Annotated in this window: 6 protein-coding genes and 1 pseudogene; all 7 read left to right on the top strand. The window is 57.3% G+C overall.

What is annotated here, in order from left to right; translation table 11 throughout:
* Positions 1 to 275 (top strand): annotated as a pseudogene (locus AC06ND_RS04155) (beta-ketoacyl-[acyl-carrier-protein] synthase family protein); the annotation flags it as partial.
* Positions 272 to 1,039, top strand: a complete 768-nt coding sequence (locus AC06ND_RS04150) for a beta-ketoacyl synthase chain length factor (RefSeq protein ID WP_475677731.1) — start codon at positions 272 to 274, stop codon at positions 1,037 to 1,039. The pseudogene AC06ND_RS04155 and the gene AC06ND_RS04150, both read left to right, overlap by 4 nt.
* Before the next feature lie 3 nt (positions 1,040 to 1,042).
* The gene (locus tag AC06ND_RS04145; RefSeq protein WP_475677730.1) at positions 1,043 to 1,417 is read left to right on the top strand and encodes an EamA family transporter; all 375 of its coding nucleotides are present in this window, start codon (positions 1,043 to 1,045) and stop codon (positions 1,415 to 1,417) included.
* Positions 1,414 to 1,932: an outer membrane lipoprotein carrier protein LolA gene (locus AC06ND_RS04140; RefSeq protein ID WP_475677729.1), complete on the top strand. Its 519-nt coding sequence runs from the start codon at positions 1,414 to 1,416 to the stop codon at positions 1,930 to 1,932. The genes AC06ND_RS04145 and AC06ND_RS04140 overlap by 4 nt, the downstream gene beginning before the upstream one ends.
* Positions 1,919 to 2,275 carry an ApeI family dehydratase gene (locus tag AC06ND_RS04135; RefSeq protein WP_475677728.1) on the top strand — a complete coding sequence of 119 codons (357 nt, stop codon included), beginning with the start codon at positions 1,919 to 1,921 and terminating at the stop codon, positions 2,273 to 2,275. The genes AC06ND_RS04140 and AC06ND_RS04135 overlap by 14 nt, the downstream gene beginning before the upstream one ends.
* 6 nt (positions 2,276 to 2,281) lie before the next feature.
* Positions 2,282 to 3,049: a glycosyltransferase family 2 protein gene (locus tag AC06ND_RS04130; protein WP_475677727.1), complete on the top strand. Its 768-nt coding sequence runs from the start codon at positions 2,282 to 2,284 to the stop codon at positions 3,047 to 3,049.
* Positions 3,019 to 5,863 (top strand): MMPL family transporter (locus AC06ND_RS04125; RefSeq protein WP_475677726.1); only part of this gene is annotated, 2,845 nt, incomplete at its 3' end. The genes AC06ND_RS04130 and AC06ND_RS04125, both read left to right, overlap by 31 nt.

Below are 5,863 nucleotides of genomic sequence, written 5' to 3'. Positions count from 1 at the left end.
TGATGCGCGTGTTCGGCGACGACATACCGCCGGTTTCCTCGACCAAGTCCTTCACAGGGCACACGACCAGTGCCTCGGGAAGCATAGAGTCGGTGATTTGCCTGCTCGCCATGGAGAACGGATTCATTCCGGCCAGCCTCGGATGGAAGGAACCTTCGGAAGGCTGCATCGTGCCGGTTTCGGAAACGCGCGAGGGCGTAAGTCTCAATCATGTGCTCTGCAACTCCTTCGGATTCGGAGGGAATGACTCATCACTTTTGTTCTCGAAGCCATGATGAAGGAGAAGATATACATAAATGCTGCGGCTCAGATAGCGCCAGGCTGCGAGGAACCGGACTACAGGCAGTTCATCACGCCTATGGAGGCCCGTCGCATGGGCAAGCTCATGAAGCGTTCGCTCGCGACTTCGCTCACCGCGCTCCGTGAGGCAGGGATCGAGCATCCTGATGCCATCATCACGGGAACCTTCCTCGGCAGCGTAGAGAATACGGAGGCCTTGCTGATGTCCCTTACCGGGGTCATCGACGCCCCTATGAAACCGACAAACTTCATGCAGTCCACCCACAATACGGTGAGCTCCATGATAGGCATAAGAACGGCTTCGCACGGATATAATGCGACCTACTCCCACGGCCTCATCTCATTCGAGAGCGCCCTGCTCGACGCTCTTCTCCAGCTTGAGCTCGGGGAGATAGAAAACGCCCTCGTAGGCCTTTCTGACGAGACTTCCGAGACCTTTTCGATGATGCTCGGAAAGGTGGGGGGCGAGAGCATGGACATTGCTTCGTCCCTTGTCGTCAGCCGTAAGGCCGAGAACGCGCTCTGCCAGATCGCGGACTTCAGCCTCAGTCACGGAAGGGCAGCGTATGACGCCGCAGCCAAGCTGCAGGCGGATGTCGTGCTCGATGCACCTCTGGGATACGTGGACGGAGCGAGGATGATAGCCCAGGGCAAGTGCGCAAGCGTGCTCGTCGTGAACAGGGGAAGAAACTTTGACGATACTTCATACGCCTTGCTCGTCAAGGCAGACAAGCAGTAGGATATGTTAAAGGAAATCATAGGATGGGGACTCGTGCCGCTGGCTCTTCTGCAGAGCCTGCTGCTTTGCTGCGGCCAGGTCTTCGTGAAGCTGGCGATGGCTGCCACGGGCGCTTTCCGGTGGGACTTTCGCTTCCTTCTGAGCCAGCTCACCAACTGGTGGTGGCTCGCGTGCGGCATCTCCTTCGGCGGTGCCACGGTGCTGTGGATGTACATACTCAAGCACTATCCTTTCAGCGTCGCCTATCCTTTATCATGCCTGAGCTATGCCTTTGGTATGGTTGCTGCAATAGTAATCTTTCATGAACAGGTATCCTGGACACAGTGGCTCGGAGTCGTGCTCATTATGGCAGGATGCGCTTTGATTGCAGTGAAATGATGCGCAGGATTATCACATTCGCCGCAACGCTTCTCCTTGCGTGCGCGGCATACGCCCAGGATTTCAGGCAGGCAAGCCCCGAAGAGAGTGCTGAGATACTCTCGAAGGTGGAGCTGAGCCCGGCGGAAGTGGGCTCTCTCAAGTGCGACTTCGTGCAGACCAGGCATTCCTCCATGCTCAAGGAGGACCTCGTCAGCAAGGGCAAGCTTACCATCAATGCCCCCAAGAGCCTCGTGTGGGAAGTGACTTCTCCATACAAGAGCACATCCCAGGTTGCGCTGGATTCGGACAAGAGGCTCGCCGCGATGTCCCGCAAGAATGATTTCTCGAAGACCGTATACGTCTCGGACAAGGAGTACAAGATCGTGCTCGTTCCTCTGAAGAGGGACATGAAGCAGCTTTTCACGAAGATTGAGGCAACAGTGCTCCGCAGCAGCGGTGACGTGCGCAAGGCCGTGATGTACGATGCGTCAGGAGACAGCACCACAATAGAGTTCAGCCATGTTGAAAGGTGATCTTTACACTCTGGAAGCGCTCCGATGCGAGGGCCAGGCCTGCTCCGCCGAGCTTGCCCTGATACCCCAGAGCCGCATATACGCAGCCCATTTCCCGGGAATGCCGATCACTCCCGGAGTGTGCATACTGCAGATGTGCGTGGAGCTCGCTTCCGAGGCTGCCGGACGCAGGCTTGAGCTTTCCGAGGCCAGGGACATCCGCTTCCTCGTGCCTCTCATTCCGGAGTGCGACACCAGCGTGAAGATAGGTTTCACCCTTCCCGAAGGGGACGTTCTTCCGGTCGAGTTCATCGTCTCGGTCGGAGAGACTGTACATGCCAAACTCAAACTCACCCTGCACTAGAAGAGGATGGAGCAGCATGCGAGAATATGCGTCGTGATACCGACATACAGAAATGCCGGCACCGTCGCTGACGTCGTCACGAGGACGCTCGTGCAGCTCAAGGAGCTTTCCGGGAGCCGCGTCATAGTGGTCAACGACGGCAGCCCAGACAACACCGACGAAGTTCTCGCCGACCTCCCGGTCACACTGGTGAGCTACCCCGACAACAAGGGAAAGGGAGGAGCCCTCAAGGCAGGCTTCGCAAAGGCCGCAGAGCTGGGATATGACCATGTCATCACCATCGATTCGGACGGCCAGCACTATCCGGAGGACATTCCGACCTTCATAGAGGCCATCAAGGCCCATCCGGATGCCATCATAACCGGCAGCCGAAACCTCAGCGCCGCGAACATGCCGGGCAAGAATACCTTTGCCAACAAGTTCTCGAACTTCTGGTTCAGGCTCCAGACCCTTCGCGACGTCCCTGATACCCAGACTGGCTTCAGGGCCTATCCGCTCAAGGGCCTTCCGTGGCTTGGGCTTCTGACCTCGCGCTACGAGGCGGAGCTTGAGCTTCTCGTGCTTTCGGTATGGAAGGGAACTCCGGTCCATCCCGTGCAGATAAGGGTCTATTATCCGCCGGAGGGTGAGCGCATCTCCAGCTTCCACCCGTTCTGGGATTTCTTCAGGATCAGCGTGCTCAACACCGTGCTCTGCGTCCTCGCGCTCATATATGGCTATCCTCGCATGGCCCTCACCTGGCTTTGCCGATCACTGAGGAGGAGCGCACGATGAAGGAACTGGTCGTAAGGGTATATGATTTCCTCACGGCGCACCGCTGGGTGGCCTGGGTCGCACTGGCATTGCTGGTTCTCGTCAGCGGACTGCTGGTGACCCGCATGGACTACGAGGAGGATATCTCTGCCTTCCTGCCCCAGGACGAGCAGAGCGCAAGATACAATTCCATCTACCAGAAGCTCGGAGGCCAGGACAGGATTGCCGTGTTCTTCACTCCCGATGGGGAGGGAGACCAGTATGAGGTCATGGATGCCATGGACCGCTTCGGAAGCATCTGGGAGGAGTGTGACACGAACCGCATAGTCAGCGACATGCAGGTCAGCACCGACCAGGGAAGCATCCTGGACGTGTTCGGTTTCATCAGCGAGAACTGGCCGTACTTCCTGACGGAGGAGGATTGTTCCCGGATGGAGGAACTGCTCTGCCAGCCAGGATACCTCACCGACAAGCTCTCTCAGGACAAGCAGTCTCTAAACTCCATCGCCTCTGCCGTCACCTCACGCTATCTGCGCACCGACCCGGCAGGTCTTTTCACCCCCGTGCTCGGACGACTGAACGAGCTGAACCCTGCCGAGAGCAACGGCATGGTCGACGGTTATCTCTTCACCAACGAAGGCAAGACCGGAGTCGTATTCTTCCGTTCTCCTTTCGGAAGCAGCGAGTCGGGCAGGAACTCCGAGCTACTGTCGATAATCGACGAGGTAGTGGAGAAAACCAAGACAGAATGCCCTGGAATGGATATTTCCGCTGTCGGAGGTCCTATAGTCGCCGTCGGAAACGCGACCAGGATCAAGAAGGACAGCGTGCTTGCAGTGAGCCTCGCGATGGTGCTCATCCTGCTGGTTCTGTTCTTCTCTTACCGCAGGTTCAGCGACGTGATGTGGATCGCGATCTCGCTGCTGTGCGGAGCCCTTTTCGCCCTTGGACTGATATCTGTCTTCAAGAGCAGCATATCCATCATAGTACTCGGAATCGGAGCGATGATAATAGGTGTCGCGGTGAACTATCCGCTGCACTATATAGACCATCTGAAGTATCAGCCGGACAAGCGCAGGGCGCTCAGGGAACAGGTGACTCCGCTTCTGGTGGGCAATATCACTACCGTAGGCGCCTTCCTGGGACTGCTCCTGATGAAGGCTGGCGCCCTCAGGGATTTCGGTCTCGTGGGTGCGCTGATGCTTGTGGGAACCATACTCTTCGTACTGCTTTTCCTGCCTGCGCTCGCGACTGGCAGGAAGGAGAAGGCTACCAATACCCTCAAGCTTGACTTCGACCGTTACCTGAATCCGTCGCGCAGGACCCGCCGCATAGGCTTCATGGCCTTCGTTGTGCTCACTGTCGTGTTCGCCTTTGCCGGAAGGAGGATATCCTTCGATTCGGACATGCACAACATCAACTACATGACCCCGGACCAGAGCCGCGGATTTGCTATGCTGGAGTCGATGGGGGCTGATGCTAGCGGGCGAGACTGCATCTATGCAGTGGCCGAGGGAAGCGAGGCCGAGGCGGCCCTTCAGGGCGCCGAGATACTCGACCGCGCGGCACGTGAGATGGGCGACGGGGTCAGCGTGAGCTCGATCAGCGCATTCATGCCGTCCAAGGCGGAGCAGGCACGACGTCTCGAACGCTGGCGCAGCTTCGTCTCCAAGCATCCTACCCTCGTGCAGGATATACGTCGTGAAGCGGCCCTCCAGGGCTTTGCTGACAGCGCCTTCGAGCCTTTCTATGAGCTCATGGAAAAGGATTGGGAAGTGCAGACGGCGGAGTATTTCGAGCCTTTGAGCTCCACCGTGGGCCAGTCCATGTTCCTTCAGGAAGAGGGCAAGACCAGCGTCGTCTCTTTCGTGAGGGTCGATCCGCAGCTTGCTCCGGTGGTGAAGTCTTCGCTCTCGCAGGTAATGCCGGAAGGTGGCTTCTGCTTCGATTCTTCGGACGTCAGCAACAGCCTCGTCTCGCTGCTTTCCGAGGATTTCGACAAGATAGGACTCATCTGCAGCATGATAGTGTTCTTCTTCCTCTGGCTCTCCTTCGGCAGCATCGAGCTCAGCCTCATGAGCTTCCTTCCGCTCGCGATAGGATGGGTGTGGATACTCGGAATAATGCAGCTCACCGGCCTGCAGTTCAATATCGTGAACATCATTCTCGCCTCGTTCATCTTCGGAATGGGCGACGACTACACCATATTCATCACCGAAGGCCTCATGTACGAGCATGCCTGCGGCAAGAAGATACTCATGTCCTACAAGAACAGCGTCGCGCTCTCCGCGCTGATAATGTTCCTGGGCATAGGCGTGCTGGTGGTCGCGCGCCATCCCGCGATGCGCTCCGTGGGTCTGGTGACCGTGGTCGGAATGTTCACGGTCGTGGTGATGGCCTACTATCTGCCTCCGTTGGTATTCCGCTGGATCACGACCATCAAGGGGCAGGTGAGGGAGGTTCCTATCACCCTTGGCAGGATATTGCGCTCCCTCTTCTCGATCAGCTTCTTCCTCCTTGCGTGCCTTTTCATGGTGCCGGGAGTGTGCATCGCCTTCCTCTTCGGACGTGAGGACGAGAAGAAGAAACTGCGCTACCACGTATTCCTGCAGAAGCTTTCGAACTTCATCATACACCATGTCCCCGGTACCAGCTTCAGCTGGGCAAACCCTCATAGGGAGGACTTCAGCAAGCCGGCCGTCTACATCAGCAACCATCAGTCTCACCTCGACGTGATGGCGGTGATGATGCTTACTCCGAAGGTCGTCATCATGACAAACGACTGGGTGTGGAACAATCCTTTCTACGGCGCACTCATCCACCGTGCAGAGTTCT

This window comes from Candidatus Cryptobacteroides sp. (assembly GCF_056207615.1).
Note: the sequence above shows the minus strand (reverse complement) of the source record. Positions and strands in the feature narration are given on the sequence as shown.

What these genes read in the sequence shown, in the direction of transcription:
- AC06ND_RS04130 (WP_475677727.1), top strand. Translation starts at nt 2,282, where the DNA reads ATGGAGCAGCATGCGAGAATATGCGTCGTGATACCGACATACAGAAAT.
- AC06ND_RS04140 (WP_475677729.1), top strand. Translation starts at nt 1,414, where the DNA reads ATGATGCGCAGGATTATCACATTCGCCGCAACGCTTCTCCTTGCGTGC.
- AC06ND_RS04145 (WP_475677730.1), top strand. Translation starts at nt 1,043, where the DNA reads ATGTTAAAGGAAATCATAGGATGGGGACTCGTGCCGCTGGCTCTTCTG.
- AC06ND_RS04150 (WP_475677731.1), top strand. Translation starts at nt 272, where the DNA reads ATGATGAAGGAGAAGATATACATAAATGCTGCGGCTCAGATAGCGCCA.
- AC06ND_RS04135 (WP_475677728.1), top strand. Translation starts at nt 1,919, where the DNA reads ATGTTGAAAGGTGATCTTTACACTCTGGAAGCGCTCCGATGCGAGGGC.